Origin of the sequence: Amycolatopsis sp. CA-161197 (assembly GCF_050942255.1) — a bacterium.
Classification (GTDB): Bacteria; Actinomycetota; Actinomycetes; order Mycobacteriales; family Pseudonocardiaceae; genus Amycolatopsis.
Map to the genome: position 1 here is coordinate 5,512,048 of NZ_CP192059.1, position 15,215 is coordinate 5,527,262.

At 72.1% G+C, this 15,215-nt stretch carries 13 protein-coding genes; 7 read left to right on the forward strand and 6 right to left on the reverse strand.

Going from position 1 to position 15,215, the window contains the following annotated elements:
* Window positions 1-140 precede the first annotated feature (140 nt).
* Together ACQPXB_RS25655 and ACQPXB_RS25660 are read left to right on the forward strand one after the other, a co-directional pair.
* The gene (locus ACQPXB_RS25655; protein ID WP_432844706.1) at window positions 141-626 is read left to right on the forward strand and encodes a MarR family winged helix-turn-helix transcriptional regulator; all 486 of its coding nucleotides are present in this window, start codon (window positions 141-143) and stop codon (window positions 624-626) included.
* 171 nt (window positions 627-797) lie between these two features.
* Window positions 798-2,423, forward strand: a complete 1,626-nt coding sequence (locus tag ACQPXB_RS25660) for an ABC-F family ATP-binding cassette domain-containing protein (RefSeq protein WP_432844707.1) — start codon at window positions 798-800, stop codon at window positions 2,421-2,423.
* A gap of 66 nt (window positions 2,424-2,489) precedes the next feature.
* On the opposite strand, the gene mshC is transcribed toward ACQPXB_RS25660, so the two are convergent.
* The 3 genes from mshC to ACQPXB_RS25675 form a co-directional block, all read right to left on the reverse strand.
* On the reverse strand, window positions 2,490-3,728 hold the full coding sequence (gene mshC / locus ACQPXB_RS25665; RefSeq protein ID WP_432844708.1) for a cysteine--1-D-myo-inosityl 2-amino-2-deoxy-alpha-D-glucopyranoside ligase: 1,239 nt from the start codon (window positions 3,726-3,728) through the stop codon (window positions 2,490-2,492).
* Between the two features lie 126 nt (window positions 3,729-3,854).
* On the reverse strand, window positions 3,855-5,813 hold the full coding sequence (locus ACQPXB_RS25670) for a VWA domain-containing protein (protein ID WP_366576206.1): 1,959 nt from the start codon (window positions 5,811-5,813) through the stop codon (window positions 3,855-3,857).
* Complete coding sequence (locus ACQPXB_RS25675; protein WP_366576208.1) at window positions 5,813-7,210, reverse strand: ATP-binding protein; 1,398 nt, start codon at window positions 7,208-7,210, stop codon at window positions 5,813-5,815. Before ACQPXB_RS25675 ends, ACQPXB_RS25670 begins: the two co-directional genes overlap by 1 nt.
* Window positions 7,211-7,310: 100 nt before the next feature.
* Here ACQPXB_RS25675 and ACQPXB_RS25680 point away from each other — a divergent pair, with 100 nt between their 5' ends.
* Window positions 7,311-8,108 (forward strand): hypothetical protein, encoded by a 798-nt coding sequence (locus tag ACQPXB_RS25680; protein WP_366576210.1) that lies wholly within the window; start codon window positions 7,311-7,313, stop codon window positions 8,106-8,108.
* Window positions 8,109-8,215: 107 nt separating this feature from the next.
* Here ACQPXB_RS25680 and ACQPXB_RS25685 read toward each other — a convergent pair whose 3' ends face one another.
* Window positions 8,216-9,259 carry a ferrochelatase gene (locus tag ACQPXB_RS25685; RefSeq protein ID WP_432856784.1) on the reverse strand — a complete coding sequence of 348 codons (1,044 nt, stop codon included), beginning with the start codon at window positions 9,257-9,259 and terminating at the stop codon, window positions 8,216-8,218.
* An 86-nt stretch (window positions 9,260-9,345) separates the two neighbouring features.
* Between ACQPXB_RS25685 and ACQPXB_RS25690 the strand changes: the two genes are divergently transcribed.
* On the forward strand, window positions 9,346-9,930 hold the full coding sequence (locus tag ACQPXB_RS25690; protein WP_432844709.1) for a TetR/AcrR family transcriptional regulator: 585 nt from the start codon (window positions 9,346-9,348) through the stop codon (window positions 9,928-9,930).
* Between the two features lie 122 nt (window positions 9,931-10,052).
* Window positions 10,053-11,264 (forward strand): Cmx/CmrA family chloramphenicol efflux MFS transporter, encoded by a 1,212-nt coding sequence (locus tag ACQPXB_RS25695; RefSeq protein ID WP_432844710.1) that lies wholly within the window; start codon window positions 10,053-10,055, stop codon window positions 11,262-11,264.
* 58 nt (window positions 11,265-11,322) lie between these two features.
* On the opposite strand, the gene fabI is transcribed toward ACQPXB_RS25695, so the two are convergent.
* Both fabI and fabG read right to left on the reverse strand, forming a co-directional pair.
* Window positions 11,323-12,090 (reverse strand): enoyl-ACP reductase FabI, encoded by a 768-nt coding sequence (gene fabI, locus ACQPXB_RS25700; RefSeq protein ID WP_360601602.1) that lies wholly within the window; start codon window positions 12,088-12,090, stop codon window positions 11,323-11,325.
* 57 nt (window positions 12,091-12,147) lie between these two features.
* Window positions 12,148-12,852 carry a beta-ketoacyl-ACP reductase gene (gene fabG / locus ACQPXB_RS25705; protein ID WP_285966883.1) on the reverse strand — a complete coding sequence of 235 codons (705 nt, stop codon included), beginning with the start codon at window positions 12,850-12,852 and terminating at the stop codon, window positions 12,148-12,150.
* 348 nt (window positions 12,853-13,200) lie between these two features.
* Here fabG and ACQPXB_RS25710 point away from each other — a divergent pair, with 348 nt between their 5' ends.
* A complete protein-coding gene (locus ACQPXB_RS25710) occupies window positions 13,201-14,535 on the forward strand; it encodes an MFS transporter (RefSeq protein WP_366576217.1) in 1,335 nt (444 codons plus the stop codon).
* 14 nt (window positions 14,536-14,549) lie between these two features.
* Window positions 14,550-15,215: a response regulator transcription factor gene (locus ACQPXB_RS25715; RefSeq protein ID WP_432844711.1), complete on the forward strand. Its 666-nt coding sequence runs from the start codon at window positions 14,550-14,552 to the stop codon at window positions 15,213-15,215.

The following is a 15,215-nucleotide window of genomic DNA, read 5'->3' on the forward strand; positions in this document are numbered from 1 at the left end:
TGAAAGGCTTCTTTCGAAACTCCCCTTTCAGAGTTGCAGCCGCCCGACCTGCTGTCAACGGGCTTCGTTACCATCACGGATAGTTACTGCTTCGTGCAGTCGTTGTCTCCGCCAGCCACTCCCGCGCCGAGGACGGTCCGTTGCCCCACCAGCGAGAACTCGCCACCGCCGCCGCGCTGGCCCTCCCCCGGTTCGTGAGCGCGACGGTCCGCTTCCACACCGCGGTCGCCGACCGGCTCGGCGTGACCCCGGCCGAGCTGCACTGCCTGCAGCTCGTGCACAGCGGCGCCACCGACTCCCCCACGGAGCTGGCGCGGCTGCTCGGGATGACCACCGGCGCGTTCACGCGGATGCTCGACCGGATGGAGCACGCCCGGCTCGTGGAGCGCGCGCCCGACCCGGCCGACCGCCGGCGGCTGCGCGTGCGGGCACTGCCCGACCGCATGGCGGAGCTGACCGAGCTCTACGCCCCGCTCGCCCAGCGGTTCGGCGAGCGCCTGGCCGGGTTCGACCGCCGTCAGCTCACCGCCCTGGTGTCGTTCCTGACCGACGGCGAGACCGCCGCCGACCTGGCCACACAGCAGGTCGAGGAGGCCGCGCGGCCGCCCCGCGAAATTCGGGGTTGACTAACCCTACTCGTGTTGCGTTAACCTCTTCCCATCATGGACAACTGAGCCCAGCCCTTTCCCGCACCGAGGCAGCTCCCGGTCGAGCCCCGCTCCCGGTCGAGCCCCGCTCCCGCGAGCCACGAGTCCCGTCGGGGAACCCGCTTCACCCACCAGGGCCGGTGATCCCTCATGTCTTTGTCCCTCAAAGCCACCGACGTCGTGTTCGGCTACGGCACCAGGACCGTCCTCGACGGCGTCTCCCTCACCGCGTCGGCCGGGCGCCGCCTCGGGCTCGTCGGCGAGAACGGCACCGGCAAGTCCACGCTGCTGCGCCTGCTCGCGGGCCTCGAACAGCCGCGCTCGGGCGAGATCGTGCGCGGCGACGACGTCGGCTTCCTGCTGCAGGAGCTGCCGTTCCCGGCGTCGGCGACCTTCGCCGACGTCCTCGACCACGCGCTGGCCGACATCCGCGCGGCCGCCGCGCGGCTCGACGCGCTCACCGCGGCGATGACCGACCGGCCCGACGACGCGGGCGTGCTCGACGAGTACGGGAAGCTCCTGGAGTGGGCGCAGGTCCACGAACTCTGGGACGCCGACCGCCGCGCCGAGCTGGTGTGCGACGGGCTGGGTCTCGGCGCGCTCGGGCGCGACCGGCGTCTCGGCGAGATGTCGGGCGGGCAGCGGTCCCGGCTCGGGCTGGCGGCGCTGCTCATCCGCCGCCCCGCCACGCTGCTGCTCGACGAGCCGACCAACCACCTCGACGACACCGCGATGGAGTTCCTGGAGCACCACCTCGCGGAGCTGTCCGGCATCGTCGTGCTGTCGTCGCACGACCGCGTGTTCCTCGACGCGGTGTGCACCGACATCGTCGACCTCGACCCGGCGCCGGCCGACCGGCTCGTGGGCGGGGCGACGCGCTACGGCGGCACCTACAGCGACTACCTCGACCAGAAGCGGGCCGAACGCGCGCGGTGGGAACAGCGCTTCGCCGAAGAGCAGGACGAGCTGAAGGAGCTGCGGGAGTCGGTCGCGGTCACGGCGCGGCGGGTCGCGCACAACCGCGCGCAGTCCGACGGCGACAAGAACCTCTACAACTTCAAGGGAGGGCGGGTGCAGAAGCAGGTGTCCCGCCGCGTCCGCAACGCCCAGTTGCGGCTCGACGAGCTCGAACAGGACCAGGTGCGCAAACCGCCCGCGCCGCTGCGGTTCCGGGCGCGCCTCACGGCCGCCGCGTCAGGCGAAGGACCCGCGATCTCGGTGCGGGACCTGGACGTGCCGGGCCGGCTGGCCCTCGACCGGCTGGACGTGAGCGGCACGGCGCGGCTGCTCGTGACCGGCGGCAACGGCGCGGGCAAGTCCACGCTCCTGTCGGTGCTGGCCGGCCGCCTCACCCCCACCGGCGGGTCCGTCCACTTCGGACCCGGGCTGCGGGTGGGGCTCCTGGAGCAGGACGTGGTGTTTCCCGATCCGCAGCGCGTCGCCCACGAGGTCTACCGCGCCGCGCTAGGGGACGACGCGCCACCGTTGTCCCGCTCGGGCCTGCTGTCCTCGCGCGACCTCGGCCGGCCCGTCTGCGAGCTGTCCGTGGGCCAGCGGCGGCGCCTCGCGCTGGCCGTGCTGCTCGCGGACCCGCCGGACGTGCTCCTGCTCGACGAGCCGACCAACCACATCTCGCTCACCCTCGCCGAGGAGCTCTTCGCCGCCCTCGACGACGCCCCGGGCGCCGTCGTCGTCGCTTCTCATGATCGATGGCTGCGCCGTCACTGGCACGGTGACCACCTGGAGCTGACGGCCGCCGAAACCGTCGCCGTATAGGTCGTTATACAGATGCTGCCGACCCGGGAAGGTCCCGGGCCGGCAGCGTTGCTCAGCGGTTGACCGTCAGAGGGAGATGCCCAGCAAGGCATCGACGGCGAGCTTGATCAATCCGGGAGCCGCGGTGTCCTTGCCGTCTCGGCGAAGGGCTTCGGTGGCCCAGGCGTCGATGGCCGTGAGGGCCTGGGGGGTGTCGAGGTCGTCGGAGAGGTGGTCGCGCAGGCGGGCGAGGGTTTCCGTCGCGTCGGGGCCCGCGGGGAGCGCCACGGCTTCGCGCCAGCGGGCCAGGCGTTCCTGCGCCTCGATCAGCAGCGCGTCGGTCCAGGGCCGGTCGTCGCGGTAGTGGCCGGAGAACAGAGCGAGCCGGATGGCCGAGGGGTCCACGCCGTCGGCGCGCAGCCGGGAGACGAACACCAGGTTGCCGCGCGACTTGGACATCTTCTCGCCGTCGAGGCCGATCATCCCGGCGTGCACGTAGTGGCGCGCGAACGGGTGCTCCCCCGCCACGGCCTCGGCGTGCGCGGCGCTGTACTCGTGGTGCGGGAACCGCAGGTCCGAACCACCGCCCTGCAGGTCGAACCCGAATCCGAGCCGGTTCACCGAGATCGCGCTGCACTCGATGTGCCAGCCCGGCCGCCCGGCGCCCAGCTCCGACTCCCACGACGGCTCGCCCTCCCGCGCGACCCGCCACAGCAGCGCGTCGAGCGGGTGCCGCTTGCCCACGCGGTCGGGGTCACCGCCGCGCTCGGCGAAGAACTTCGCCATCGTCTCTTCGTCGTAACGCGACTCGTACCCGAACCGGCCGCTCGCCGCGTGGTCGAAGTACACGTCCGGATACTCCGGGTCGTCCACCCGGTAGGCGCTGCCGTTGGCCACCAGCTTCGCCACGACCTCCACGATCTCCGGGATCGCCTCCACCACGCTCACGAACTGCCGCGGCGGCAGCACGCGCAGCGCCTCCATGTCCTCGCGGAACAGCGCCGTCTCGCGCATCGCGAGCACCACCCAGTCGTCGGAGTCACGCTCGGCGCGCTCCAGCAGCGGGTCGTCGATGTCGGTCACGTTCTGCACGTAGTGGACCTCGTGCCCGTTGTCCCGCCAGATGCGGTTGACCAGGTCGAACGCCAGGTAGGTCGCCGCGTGGCCGAGGTGCGTGGCGTCGTAGGGCGTGATGCCGCAGACGTACATCCGGGCGGTGGGACCCGGAGCCGTCGGGCGGATCTGCCCGGTCGACGTGTCGTGGAGCCGAAGCGGGCGGGGCGTGCCCGGCAACCGGGGCACGTCGACGGAGGTCCAAGTCTGCATGACTCGACTGTAAACGGGACGGCCGTCCCCTTTCCCACCCGGTGAGAAATCGAACGTTGTGACCTTGGCCCGGCTCCGTCGGCGCGATCTCGGGTGGTGGTCGCTGCCAGCGGAGCCGGAGCCGGGTCAATCCCTTCGGTTGCGGAGGTAGTCGCCGACGACGGCGGCGCCCAGGCCGTCGAGGTCGGGGGCCACCACGCGGCCGCCGGAGCGGCGGGCGATGGTGTCGACGAACGCTTCCAGCCGCGGGTCCTCGCCGAGGCGGAAGACCGTGACCGAGGCGCCCATCTTGGCGATCCGGTCCACTTCGGACAGTGTCTTGTAGATCGTGCGCGGGTCCGGCGGGTAGTCGAACACCGCTTCACCGTCGGGTTCGAGGTGGGCGGTCGGCTCGCCGTCGGTGACCATCAGCACCACGGGCTGCGCGTCGGGGTGGCGGCGCAGGTGCTGGCCGGCCAGCAGGAGCGCATGGTGGGCGTTGGTGCCCTGCTCCCACGTGCCCTCCAGGCCCACCAGCTCCGGCAGGTCCACCTTCATCGCGTAGCGGCCGAAGGTGATCAGCTGCAGCGCGTCGTTGCGGAAGCGCGTGCTGATCAGCTGGTGCAGTGCGAGCGCGGTGCGCTTCATCGGCAGCCAGCGGTCCTCCTGCACCATCGACCACGACGTGTCCACCAGCAGCGCCACGGCCGCGCGCGAGCGGTGCTCGGTCTCGACGACCTCCACGTCCTCGACGTCGAGCGTCACCGCGCGCGAGCCGAGCGACGTCGAGCGCAGCACCGCGTTGCGGACCGTGCGCGGCACGTCCCACGGCTGCATGTCCCCGAACCGCCACGGCCGGCTCGAGCCCGTGGGCTCCCCCGCGGCTCCGGCGGACTCGGTCTCCCGCTCACCGGTCTTGCCGCGCAGCGAGTTGACCACATCGGACAGTGCCGTCTCGCCCAGGCGCCGCAACGCCTTGGGCGACAGGCGGAGCGTGCCGTCGGCCGCGCGTTCGAACAGGCCCTGCCGGCGCAGCTCACGCTCCAGTTCGGACAGTCGCTGCGCGTCGACACCGGCGTCGGGACCCAGCTGGCGCTGCAGCGCGTCCATGTCGATGTCCTCGAGCCGGGCGCCCGGGTAGGCCTGGCCCAGCTGCTCGGCCAGCCCGTCGAGCTCCGCGAGGTCCTGCATCGCCTGCGCGCCCTCGCCCATCCCCAGCGGGTCCTGGCCGCGGAAGCGCTCCGAGCCCTGCCAGTCCTCCCCCGGCCGCAGCGCCTGCAGCGCCGCGTCGAGCGCGGACAGCTGCTGGGCGATGCGCGGGTCGCCGAACGCCTGCTGGGACAGCTCCATCAGCTCGGCACGCTGCTCGGCCGACATCGAGTTCATCATGCGCTGCGCGGCGGCCGACCGGGCGGCCAGCGCGTCGATCAGCTCCTCGACGTTGCGCGGGTTCTCCGGGAAGAACTCGCCGTGGCGGTTCATGAACTCCGCGAACCGCTCGTCGATGTCGTCGGCACCCTGCGCGTGGGCCTGCAGCAGTGCGTTGAGGTCGGACAGCATCTGGTTGACCTGCTCGACGTCCTCGGGCCCGGCGTTCTGCAGCGCCTGCTTCATGCCCTGGAACCGCGCGTCGAGCGCCTCGCGGCCGAGCAGGTCGCGGATCTGCTCGTACTTCTGCCGGCCCTCCGACGAGCGCCAGTCGTACTCGCTCAGCTCACGCACGGCCGCGGCGGTGCCCGGCGGGAGGGCGTCGAGCTGCGCCTCGCGGAAGCGCGCCTCGTCGTCCGGGTCCGGGAACAGCTCACGGCGCTCGGCGGTCAGCGCCTCGCTCAGCAGCTGCTGCACCTCCTGCAGCGTGCCGTCGAGCCGGTGGCGGCGCTGGATCTCCGAACGCCGCTGCCACAACCGCCGCGTGAGCTCGTCGAGCCCCGACGTGCGCTCGGTGCCGCGGCGCAGCAGCTCCTCCAGTGCCGAGCGCGGCGACGCGCCGGCCATCACCTCGCGGCCGATCTCGTCGAGCGCGTCGCGCAGGTCCGCCGGCGGCGCCAGCGGGTCCGGCCCGTCGTGCCACGGGCCGTAGGAGTACCCCTCGGGAATGAGCGGCATTACTGGCCGTACACCGTGGTGTTCTCGTCGGAGTCCTTCGCCAGCCGACGGGCGAGGAACAGCGACTCCAGGGCCAGCTCCACCGCGGCCGCGATGCGACCGGCCGGCTCGTCGGAGGACACCCCGGCACGCTGGGCGACCTCGTGCAGCACCGGCAGTTCCGGCAGGGCCGCGAGCACGTCTCGGGCCGGCACGCGCTCGCCGGTGGCCACCAGGTGGCCGTCGGCGACGGCGTCGGACAGCGGACGCAGGTCCAGTCCGGCGAAGCGCTCGCGAGCGGTCTCGGCGACGGCCCGGCGCATCAGGTGCACGAGGTGCTCGACCTCGCGGCCCTCTTCGCCCGGCTCGAACTCGATCTTCCCGCGCAGCACGGCGGGCACCGCTTCGAGGTCGACCGGCCGCGCGACGGCCGGGGCCTCCCCCGTGAGCGCGGCGCGGCGCAGCGCCGCGGCGGCGACGGTTTCGGCGGCAGCCACGGCGAAGCGCGCCGACACACCGGAGCGCTGGTCGATCACCGGCGATTCGCGCAGGTTGCGCACGAACCGGGCCAGCACCTCCAGCAGCGGCTCGCCGACCTCGGCGACCAGGTGCGCCTCCTGCTTCACCACGGCCACTTCGGCGTCGACGTCGAGCGGGTAGTGCGTGCGGATCTCCGCGCCGAAGCGGTCCTTCAGCGGCGTGATGATGCGGCCGCGGTTGGTGTAGTCCTCGGGGTTCGCGGTGGCGACGAGCAGGACGTCCAGCGGCAGCCGCAGCGTGTAGCCGCGGACCTGGATGTCGCGCTCCTCCATCACGTTGAGCAGCGCGACCTGGATGCGCTCGGCGAGGTCGGGCAGTTCGTTGATCGCCACGATGCCGCGGTGGGCGCGCGGGACGAGCCCGAAGTGGATCGTCTCCGGATCGCCCAGGCTGCGGCCCTCGGCCACCTTCACCGGGTCGACGTCGCCGATGAGGTCACCGACGGACGTGTCCGGCGTCGCGAGCTTCTCGGTGTAGCGCTCGCTGCGGTGGCGCCACGCCACGGGCAGGTCGTCGCCCAGCTCCGCCGCGCGGCGGATCGAGGCGGGGGTGATGGGGTCGAGGGGGTGCTCGCCGAGCTCGGAGCCCTCGATGACGGGAGTCCACTCGTCGAGCAGGCCGGCGAGGGTGCGCAGCAGGCGGGTCTTGCCCTGGCCTCGTTCGCCGAGCAGGACGACGTCGTGGCCGGCGAGCAGCGCGCGCTCGAGCTGCGGCAGGACGGTGCGGGAGAAGCCGACGATGCCGGGCCACGCGTCGCGGCCTTCACGAAGGGCGGCCAGCAGGTTGTCGTGGATCTCCTGCGCGATGGGGCGCGGGGTGTACCCGGCGGCGCGGAGCTCGCCTGCGGTACGGGGAAGTGAGTCTGGGACAACGGTCACGGCATCGACGCTACTTACCGTTTCGGCGTACGTCGACGTGGAGCGACTCCAGCGTGGGCGATCGTCCACGAAGTGTGGGCTACCGGTAAAATAGGGCGTCGTGTGCCGTCCCAGTGCGACCCTCGCCGTCTGGTCCTCCGCGTGGCTCAACGGAGCCGCGGCTTCCGATGATGTGCTCGACGCCCTCGCTGCCTGGGGCGAAGCGCACGACGTCGTCGCGGCCGACGCCCCCGCCGCCGAAGCTTTCGAGCTCCCGCTGGCGTTCCACCGCGCCGCCACCCCGGTCCAGCTCCTCATGGCGCTGCGCGCGCAGGGCGTGAAGATGGCCCAGCTCGTGCTCCCCGTGCCCGGCGACGTCCGCGGGCTCGGCGGCGGCGGCCCGTTCGCCGAAGCGGCGCTGCGCTGCGGTGACGCGGTGGTACTGACCGAGCTCGGCTTCGGCCTCGTGCCCGAGCCGATCGCCGAGGGGCTCATGCGCTGGACGGTCTACTCGGTGCCCACCCCGGTTCCGCTGGAGTACCAGTCGCTGCCCGACGCCGAACACGGGCTCACGGACGCGATCCGCGCCAGCGCGGGTGCCTTGCAGGCCCTCGACGTGGCCAGCGACCGCCCCGGCGTGCGCGCCGAGCTGTCGGCGCACCTGCGGTCGCGGCCGCAGGTCGAGTGGCCGGCCGGCACGCCCGCGCGGGCGCTGCGAGTGTTGCAGCGCGCGGAGGAGATCTCGGCGATCCTGGCCATCGCACGCACCGACGACCCTGGTGGCGCGCTGTCCGCTTCGGCCGCCAGCCGCCGGGCCGAAGCGCTGCGGCCGCTGTCCGACGCCGTGCGCACGGCTCGGACGGCGTCGGTCAACGAAGCGGTGCGGGTGTTCGCGGAGCAGGCCGACCGGCAGCCGTGAGGTTCCCGGCGGTGAGTTGACTGCCAGGAACCGCGGCTCAGCCGAGAGCGAACAGCGAGGTTTTGCCCGCGTTGCCCGGTTTTCCCGGACAACGCGGGCTTTTCAGCTCAGCGGGCGGGACGCTTCGCGGGCTCGCAGCACCCGATCGAGCAGGGCGCGCCGTTGACCGAGCAGCCGCCGGCCGGGAAGGGCGAGAGCTTGCGGGCCGGGGCGCCGGAAACGTGCTCGCGCACCAGTTCCACGACCAGCTCGGCGAAGCGCGGGTCCACGTCGGGCGTCGCGGCACGGGCGAAGGCCATGCCGTGTTCGGCGGCGCGCTCGGCGGCTTCGTTGTCGAGGTCCCAGATCACCTCGAGGTGGTCCGAGACGAAGCCGATCGGGCTGACGACCACGGACTTCACACCGTCGGCGTGCAGCGCGTCGAGGTGGTCGACGATGTCCGGCTCCAGCCACGGCACCTGCGGCGGCCCCGAGCGCGACTGCCAGACCACGTCGTACTCCGCGATGCCCGCCTCGGCGGCCACGAGCCGCGCCGCCTCGGCGATCTGGCGGGAGTAGCGCCGTCCCCCTTCCGCGGGCGGGCCGGACGCGACGTCGGCGCTCACGGGCACGGAGTGCGCGGTGAAGACCGTGCGCGTGCCGGGCCGGTCGCCGAGGCTCCCGTGGGCGGCGCGCACCGCGTCGGCGACGGCGGAGACGAACAGCGGGTGATCGAAGAACTGGCGCAGCTTCACGATCTCCGGGGCATCCGGACCCACGGCTTCGCGGGCGCGCACGATGTCCTCGTCGTACTGACGGCACGCGGAGTAACCGCCGTAGGCACTGGTGGGAAACGCGAGCACGCGCCGCACGCCGTCGGCCTTCATCCGCGCCACGGTGTCCTCCACCATGGGCTGCCAGTTGCGGTTGCCGAAGTACACCGGCAGGTCGAGTCCCTCGGCCGCCAGCTGCTTCTCGACGGCCGCGATGGCCGCGCGGTTGAGCCGGTTGATCGGCGACACCCCGCCGAAGTGCTGGTAGTGCTCGGCGACCTCCAGCAGCCGCTCGCGCGGCACCCCGCGGCCCCGGGTGACGTTCTCGAGGAACGGCATCACCTCGTCGGGCCCCTCCGGACCGCCGAACGAAAGCCATAACAACGCGTCGTAACCCACGGTGTCCATCTTGCCCCTGTGGCGGCGCCCACGACGGAGCGGGCTCATTGTGTACCGAGCTATCCAAAACCTGGTACGGTGTGCTCATGCCAAGGCCACGCGAGTTCGACGAGACCGAAGCCCTCGAAGGCGCCATGAACGCCTTCTGGGCCCACGGTTACGAGGCGACCTCGACGCAGGACCTCTGCGCCGCGACCGGGCTCGGGCGCAGCAGCGTGTACAACACCTTCACCAGCAAGGAAATCCTGTTCCGGCGCGCGCTCGAGCACTACATCGAGCTCGGTGTCCGCAGCCGGGCCGCCGTACTGGAAGAAGCCGATGACGGGCTCGACGCGATCCGGCGGCTCCTGGCGTCGGTGATCGACGACGAGCTCACCCACGGCCGCCGCGGCTGCCTGGTGGTGAACACCGTGGCCGAGTTCGGCACCGCGGACCCCGAGATCGCGGCGCGCGTCGAGGCCGACACTGCCGCACACCTGGCCTCACTCGCCGAATGCGCCCGCGTCGGCCAGGCCGACGGCAGCATCACCCGCGACCGGGATCCGCGCGACATCGCGGAGTTCGTGCACAGCACCGTGAGCGGGCTGCGGCTGATGTCGCGTCGCGGCGCGCAACGTCCGCCCATGACGGCGGTGGCCGACATCGCCGTCGCCGCGCTCGCCCGCCGCTGACCCCACCCCCGACCGCGCCACCCTCTCGCCCTTTTTTCACCCCGGCATCAGCGCCGATGCGTCACGGGCCAGTTTTGTACCAGACGATCCAATACCAGACGATCCTCAAGGAGAGACGAACCGTGCCTTTGGCCGTCTTCGTGCTCGGGCTCAGCATCTTCGCCCTCGGCACCTCGGAGTTCATGATCACTGGCCTGCTGCCCGGGATGGCGGCCGACCTCGGCGTCAGCATCCCCGACGCCGGCCTGCTCATTTCGGCGTTCGCCGTCGGCATGGTGGTCGGCGCGCCGCTGCTGGCCGTCGGCACGCTCAGGCTGCCCCGCCGCACGACCCTGCTCGCGCTTCTCGTGGTGTTCGCCGGCTCGCACGTCGTCGGTGCGCTCGCCCCGGGCTACGGGCTGCTCTTCGCGACCCGCATCGTGAGCGCATTGGCCTGCGCCGGGTTCTGGGCCGTCGCCGCGGCAACCACGGTCTCGCTCGTCCCCGCCGCGCGCCGCGGCCGTGCGCTCGCGGTGCTGGTCGGCGGCCTGACGCTGGCGAACATCGCCGGCGTCCCCGCCGGCACCCTCCTCGGCCAGCACGCCGGCTGGCGCACCGCGTTCTGGGCCGTGGCGGCGCTGACCGTGCTGGCCGTCGTCGGCGTGCTCGCGTTCGTGCCGCGCACGGTCTCGGACTCCTCGGCGCTGCGGGTGCGGACCGAGCTGCGGGTCTTCCGCAACGGACGCGTGTGGCTGGCACTGGGCGTGATCGCGCTGACGCAGGCCATGGTCTTCGCGACGTTCAGCTACCTCGCGCCGTTGCTCACGACGACCGACGGCCTGCCGTCTTCGTGGGTCCCGCTCGTGCTGGTGCTCTTCGGCGCCGGCGCGTTCATCGGCATCCTCGCGGGCGGCAAGCTCGCCGACGCCCACCCGTTCGCGACGCTCTACGGCAGCCTGGCGCTGGCCGTCGTCGCGCTCGTTGCGCTGGCGGTCACCTCGGACGTGGCGGTGGCCGTGACCGCGGTCCTCGTGCTCGGCGCCGCGGCGTTCGCGGCCAATCCGGCCCTCAACGTCCGCGCCTACTCGGTCGCGGGCGGATCGTCCACTTTGGTCGGCGCCAGCACCACGTCCGGCTTCAACGTCGGCAACACCGCGGGCCCGTGGGTCGGCGGGGTCGCGATCAACGCGGGCCTCGGCTTCCCCAGTGTCGCCTGGGTGAGCGTGGGCCTCGGCGGGCTGGCGCTGGCCGCCCTGACGTTCGCGCTGCGCCTGCAGCGCTCGGACGACGCCCGCACGCCACGCCGTCCGGCGCTCTCCCCCGACGAGCCGGTGGTCCAACCCGCCACGCAATGAAACGGTGAACGGCTCCCGCGAACACATCGCGGGAGCCGTTCACCGTAAGGGAAGAAACTCAGATGCCGAGCGCGTGCACGCCGCCGTCGACCATGATCATCGAGCCGGTGGTGGCGGGCAGCCAGTCCGACAGCGCGACGCAGACGGTCTTGGCCGTCGGGTCCGGGTCGGAGCTGTCCCAGCCGAGCGGGGCGCGGTCGTTCCAGCCGTCTTCGAGCTCATTGAAGCCCGGGATCGACTTCGCGGCCATGGTCTTCATCGGGCCGGCGCTGACCAGGTTCACGCGGATGCCGCGCGGGCCGAGGTCGCGCGCGAGGTAGCGGTTCACCGACTCCAGGGCCGCCTTCGCGACGCCCATCCAGTTGTAGGCCGGCCACGCCACGCGCGCGTCGAAGTCCATGCCGACGATCGACGAGCCGCGCGAGAGCAGCGGCAATGTCGCCACGGCCAGCGACTTGAACGAGAACGCCGACACGTCCACGGCGATCTTCACGTCGTCGCTCGGCGCGTCCAGGAACGGCGCGCCCAGGCAGGTCTGCGGGGCGAAGCCGATGGAGTGCAGCACGCCGTCGAGGCCGTCGACGTGCTCGCGCACGCGGTCGGCCAGCGAGTCCAGGTGCTCGGAGTTGGTCACGTCGAGCTCGAGCACCGGCGCCGGCTTCGGGAGGCGCTTGGCGATCGTCTTCACCAGCGAGAGGCGGCCGAAGCCGGTGAGCACGACCTCAGCGCCCTCCTGCTGCGCGATCTTGGCCGCGTGGAACGCGAGCGAGGCGTCGGTGATGACACCGGTGATCAGCAGCCGCTTGCCTTCGAGCAGTCCGGGCAACGGGTTCCTCCAGGTCTCGGGTGATGTCGCTAGGGGTGGTCGCGAAAAGTCGGCAGGTCAGTGGCCGAGGCCGAGGCCGCCGTCGACCGGCAGCACCGCGCCGTTGACGTAGGCGGCGTCGTCCGAGGCGAGGTAGCGCACGGCCGCGGCGATCTCGGCCGGCTCGGCGTAGCGGCCGGTGGGCACGTTGGCGAGGATCTCCTTCTTGCGGTCCTCGCCGAGCGCGTCGGTCATGTCGGTGCGCACGAAGCCGGGCGCGATCACGTTGGACGTGATGTTGCGCGAGCCGAGCTCCCGCGCGAGCGAGCGCGAGAACCCGACGAGGCCGGCCTTCGACGCGGCGTAGTTCGCCTGGCCCGCCGAGCCGGAGAGCCCGACGACCGACGAGATGAAGATGAACCGGCCCCAGCGGGCGCGCAGCATGCCGCGCGACGCGCGCTTGGCGACCCGGAACGCGCCGGTGAGGTTCGCGTTCACCACACGCTCGAACTGCTCCTCGCTCATGCGCATCAGCAGCGTGTCGTCGGTGAGCCCGGCGTTGGACACCAGCACCTCGACGGGGCCCTGGTGCTCCTCGACCAGCTTGAACGCGGCGTCGATCTGCTCGGCGTCCGTGACGTCCGCTTCGACCCCGAAGAGCCCTTCCGGCGCGCCGGAGCCGCGGTGGGTGACCGCCACCTGGTGGCCCTGCTCGGCGAGATCCCGGGCGATCGCCAGACCGATACCCCGGTTGCCGCCGGTGACCAAGACCGACCGTCCCACTGCACGTCTCCCTCTGCTCGGTGTCCCTGTCGCGAACGCGTGGGGACGAGGCTATCGGCCGCGCGCGGCGTCGCCGCACCCGGCGCCACCTCCGCGTCCGGGCCGGGCGCGGAAGTCCAGAGCGGAGGTTAGGGCGCGGCGCGCCGGTCCGTTTGCGCAGACCAGAGGGTTCCTACAAACCGGGGGAAGGCCGGGCGTGCGATCCGCACAAAACGTGATCAGGATCGCCGGTCCCCGGGCCCTCCGAGACGCTCGGAACTCGCCTAAGGACAGGTAAGGAACAGCGCTGCGACCTTGCCGCGCGCGTGCTCCGGTGGTCACCGTGTGTCGCGACACAGGAGGTCAAGGATGACTACCCGGATCCCCACCCCGGCGACCCGAGAGGGCGAGCGGCGAGTCGTCGGCAACGTGCTGCGCGGCTCCATCGGCAACCTCGTCGAGTGGTACGACTGGTACGCCTACTCGGCGTTCACGATCTACTTCGCCAAAGCGTTCTTCCCCGGCGGCGACGCGACGGCCCAGTTCCTCAACACCGCGGCCGTGTTCGCCGTCGGGTTCCTGATGCGCCCGCTGGGCGGCTGGCTGCTCGGCCGCTTCGCCGACCGGTTCGGGCGCCGCAGCGCGCTCGTGCTCTCGGTTTCGATGATGGCGTTCGGCTCGCTGCTCATCGCGGCGACGCCGGGTTACGCGGCCATCGGCGTCGCGGCGCCGATCCTGCTCGTGCTCGCGCGGCTGCTGCAGGGCCTCTCCGTGGGTGGTGAGTACTCGACGTCGGCAACGTATCTGTCCGAAGTGGCCACTCCCGGCAAACGCGGGTTCTACTCCAGCTTCCAGTACGTGACGCTCGTCGGCGGGCAGCTGCTCGCGCTCGGGCTGCAGCTGATCCTGCAGAGCGTGCTCACCGAGGCGCAGATGGGCGACTGGGGCTGGCGCATCGCGTTCGTCGTCGGCGCCGTCGCGGCCGTGGTGGTGATGGCGTTGCGGCGCAGCATGGACGAGTCGGCCAGCTACGAGCGCGTGGCCGCGGAGTCCGGATCAGGGTCCGGCAGGCAGGCCGGCGAACGCGGCACGCTGCGCACGCTCGTGAAGTACCCCAAGGAGATCGCACTCGTCGTCGGCCTCACGCTCGGCGGCACGGTCGCCTTCTACACCTACGCGACCTACACGCAGAAGTTCCTCGAGAACACCGCCGGCATCCCGCGCCGCACGGTGACGTGGATCCTGTTCGTCGCGTTGCTCGTGTTCGCGCTCCTGCAGCCGGTGGCCGGGCGGCTGTCGGACCGGATCGGCCGGCGGAAGCTGCTGATGTTCTTCGGCATCGCGGGCACCGTGCTCACCGTCCCGATCATGACGACGATGGCACACACCAAACAGCCGGTGCTCGCCTTCCTGCTGCTGCTCGGCGCGCTCGTGATCGTCACGGGCTACACGTCCATCAACGCGATCGTGAAGGCCGAGCTGTTCCCCACGCGGATCCGCGCGCTCGGCGTCGGCCTGCCGTACGCGCTGACGGTGGCGATCTTCGGTGGCACGGCCGAGCTCATCGCGCAGGCGCTGAAGAAGGCGGGGCACGAATCCCTGTTCTTCTGGTACGTCGCGGGCTGCATCCTCGTCTCGCTCGTCGTGTACGGGACAATGCGCGAAACGTCGCGTTCGTCCGCACTGGAGCGGGACGAAGACTGACCGGGAGGACGGCCGTGCGCGTGCTGCTCGTGGAGGACGACACCGGGGTCGCCGGTGCGCTCGCCGAGACGCTGCAGGCGCGCGGCCACACCGTGACCAGCGTCGGCCGTGGTGCCGACGCGCTGCACCGGCACCGCGAGGCCGACCTGCTGCTGCTCGACCTCGGCCTGCCGGACCTCGACGGGCTCGACGTGCTGCGCAAGATCCGCCAGGTCTCGGGCGTGCCCGTGATCGTGCTGACCGCGCGCGGCGACGAGCGCTCCGTCGTCCGCGGGCTGCGCCTGGGTGCCGACGACTACCTCACGAAACCCGTGCGGCTGGCCGAACTGCTCGCGCGGATGGACGCCGTCGTGCGCCGGGCGGGCGGGCGCGACACCCCGGCCGACGACGCCGTGGTGCGGCTCGAAGACGTCGAGATCGACCTCGGCGGGCGCCGCGTCCTCGTGGCGGGCCGGGACATCGGGCTGACGACGAAGGAGTTCGCGGTGCTGGCCGTGCTCGCCGCGCGGCCCGGAACCGCCGTGAGCCGCCAGCAGCTGATGGACGAGGTGTGGGGCGACGCGTACCTCGCCATCTCGCGGTCGCTGGACGTCCACATGACACAGCTGCGCGCCAAGCTCGACCGCCCGGGCCTGCTCACCACGATCCGCGGCTTCGGCTACCGGCTGGGCCGGGGCTGA

Bases quoted from the DNA above. Each gene is read 5' to 3' on its own strand.
- ACQPXB_RS25690 (WP_432844709.1), top strand. From the start codon at position 9,346: ATGCCAAGGCCACGCGAGTTCGACGAGACCGAAGCCCTCGAAGGCGCC.
- ACQPXB_RS25660 (WP_432844707.1), top strand. From the start codon at position 798: ATGTCTTTGTCCCTCAAAGCCACCGACGTCGTGTTCGGCTACGGCACC.
- mshC (WP_432844708.1), bottom strand. From the start codon at position 3,728: ATGCAGACTTGGACCTCCGTCGACGTGCCCCGGTTGCCGGGCACGCCC.
- ACQPXB_RS25670 (WP_366576206.1), bottom strand. From the start codon at position 5,813: ATGCCGCTCATTCCCGAGGGGTACTCCTACGGCCCGTGGCACGACGGG.
- ACQPXB_RS25710 (WP_366576217.1), top strand. From the start codon at position 13,201: ATGACTACCCGGATCCCCACCCCGGCGACCCGAGAGGGCGAGCGGCGA.